This is a genomic window from Terriglobales bacterium (genome assembly GCA_035543055.1).
Taxonomy (GTDB): domain Bacteria; phylum Acidobacteriota; class Terriglobia; order Terriglobales; family Acidobacteriaceae; genus JAIQFD01.
The window spans coordinates 1-2611 of the sequence record DATKKJ010000073.1 but is presented as its reverse complement, the minus strand read 5'-3'; the positions used below and the strand labels follow the sequence as shown (position 1 = coordinate 2611).

At 63.5% G+C, this 2611-nt stretch carries 4 protein-coding genes; all 4 read left to right on the top strand.

Annotation, left to right across the window (positions count from 1 at the left end; genetic code table 11):
* Positions 1-202: 202 nt before the first annotated feature.
* On the top strand, positions 203-439 hold the full coding sequence (locus VMS96_05860) for a hypothetical protein (GenBank protein HVP42936.1): 237 nt from the start codon (positions 203-205) through the stop codon (positions 437-439).
* Between the two features lie 167 nt (positions 440-606).
* Entirely contained in the window at positions 607-1473 is an 867-nt protein-coding gene (locus VMS96_05855; GenBank protein HVP42935.1) for an alpha/beta fold hydrolase, read from the top strand.
* A gap of 48 nt (positions 1474-1521) precedes the next feature.
* Positions 1522-2145: a DedA family protein gene (locus VMS96_05850; GenBank protein ID HVP42934.1), complete on the top strand. Its 624-nt coding sequence runs from the start codon at positions 1522-1524 to the stop codon at positions 2143-2145.
* 33 nt (positions 2146-2178) lie between these two features.
* Positions 2179-2611: hypothetical protein (locus VMS96_05845; protein HVP42933.1), on the top strand; the 433-nt coding region annotated here is incomplete at its 3' end.

The following is a 2611-nucleotide window of genomic DNA, read 5'->3' as shown; positions in this document are numbered from 1 at the left end:
CGCCGGCAACCTCGATAGCACGTTGTTCGCCACCACTGGGGCCATTGCGGTTCTGCTAACCTTAGGAGAAAGCAAGAGTTACAGAATTATATGCGAAATGGTCGGCAGCAGCTACAATAAATGGAAGCAAGCTCCTGAATTTGGGAGACGCTGTGGAAGTCTGTATCGGCGCTGACTCCGCCCGGTTGTTAGAATGCTAGCGATGCCCGAAGATCTGAATCTGGAAGAGTTAAAGCGCCGGTTGCGCGAAGGCGATTACCTGGAGATTTCCACGGGCGGCGGCGCCTATGAAGTCTGGGCAGAGCCATACGCCTCACCTCCGGCGGTCTATTACGAAGGGGAGCAGCACCCCTTAGGGGAGCTGGACCGCATCGCCGCCAAGATCATGGGGGAGCTGCGCAGCGGCGAGATTCGCTGCCGCTGGGTCGAGGATGACTGACGCTGCCATGATGGGGAGCTGGTTTCCCAGCCCTCAAAAAGGGGGGAGCGCGAGGCTCCCCCGAACAGAAGCGACAGAGGCGATACAGCTGACTTAGAGTCGTGAGCGGCTGTCGTGGTTGCCTGCCGAAGTGCACGCCGGTGGGCCGCAATCTACAATGCGAGACGATGGTGACCTCTGCGCCTGAACCCGCCGCGCCGCCACTACCCGCCGGCGTGCGCGAAGCTTGGGACGAGAGCTGCGGCCACCGCATGCGGTACCTGACGGCGGGGGAGGGACGCCCTCTCCTCTTGCTCCACGGTCTCATGGGGTATTCGTTCTCCTGGCGCTTCAACCTGGCGGAACTCGCACGCCACGCCACGGTGTACGCCGTGGACCTGTTGGGGATGGGCTTCTCCGAGCGCTGTGACGTGGACTACTCCCTGCGCGCCCAGGCACAGCGCCTGGAGGGGTTCCTCAACCAGTTGAAGATCGGAGAGTTCGACCTGCTGGGCACGTCGCATGGCGGCGCGGTGGCCATGCTGTTGGCCACCCTCGACCCACGGCGGGTCCGACGCATGGTGCTCTCTGCTCCGGCAAATCCCTGGTCGCCCTACGGCCGCTGGCTGGCCCCCTTTCTGAGCCATTTTCCAGGCAGGCTGGCCCTCCCATGGATAGTTCGTTCCCGAGTTCTTCGCTGGTACGGGATACGCTGGCGTATGTACGGCGATCGGCGCCGCATCTCGCCCGGGACTTTCGAAGGCTACTCGGCGGCGGCAGAAGTGCCCGGCACGGCTGCGTATGTGCACCGCATCCTGGAGCACTGGATCGACGACCTCGATGAGGTGCAGCGCGAATTGCCCCGCATCTCCAAGATTCCGACGCTCCTCGTCTGGGGGACGCGCGACCGTCCGGTGCCCTTTGCCTCGGCCGAGGTGCTCCGCCAGCGATTTGAGAATGCCGGATTGGTCGTGTTCGAGGGGGTGGGGCACTTGCCCTACGAGGAGGTCCCCGACGCATTCAATCGCGCCGTGATCGACTTCCTCACTCGTTGATACTTCCGTCCGAACCCCCTCCCCTGTACTCTTGTCGCGGCCCTTGCTATGGCACAGTGGTTGTTCGAGCTGCTGCGCGGGTATTTCCAGGAGTGGGGCTACTGGACTGTCGTCGTCGCCCTGCTGCTGGAGAACGCCGGTGTGCCCGTTCCCGGCGAGACCATTCTCCTGTTTGCCAGCTTTCTGGCCTACTCGGAGCAGGAACTCCGACTGCCTTACATCATCCTCTTCGGCACCCTCGCCTGCACGGTGGGTGACAACATCGGCTACGCCATCGGATATCGCGGCGGCCGGCCCTTGCTGGAGCGCCACAAGCACATTTTCCGCATTCCCGACCGCACCATTCGCCGCGGCGAGGGCCTGTTCGCCCGCTACGGCAGCGTCACCATTTTCTTTGCCCGCTTCGTTTTCGGCATGCGCATCATCGCCGGACCGATGGCCGGCGTCCTGCGGATGCCCTGGAAGCAGTTCGCGGTGTTCAACTTCCTGGGAGCTGCGACCTGGGTCACCGTGATCTCTCTGGTCGGCTTTCTCTTCGGCAGCGAATGGAACCAATTGATGCGGATCCTCCGGCGCTTCAATCTCGGCGTGCTGGTTCTGTTTGTGGTCGTGGCCCTGGTCTTGTGGTTGCGCCACCGAATCGCGAGCGCAGAGATCGACCCCCCGCGCTGAAAAGCGAGCTCGAAAAGTGCTAGGCTTCCCGCAGTGAGGGATTGGATCAGCACGCTTTTCGGCGGCTTCGAGCGCGAGGCGTGGATACGCTTTTTCGCCGCCCTGGGGGGCCTGTCGCTGGCCTTCGGCGCCGCCATCTTTTCCACGGCCGCCCGCCGTTCGGGCAACCTGTGGGCCACGGCCATCCTCGCCTCCACCGCTCTGCTGGTGGCCGGCATTGTCGGCATTACTACCGTGCCTTACCTGGCGCGCCGTGTTGCCTTTACCCGCGTCCGCGAGGCTTTCGATTACGACGTCACCCGCCAGGGCATCGCCTACATGGTGCTGGTGCTGGTGATCGGCGTCGCCGCCTTGAATACCGGGAACAACCTGCTGTTCATCATCGTCTCCGCCATGCTGGCTGCCATCCTGGTCTCCGGGGTCGCTTCGGCCGGGGTGCTGCGCTCCCTGGGACTGGACGCTTCCG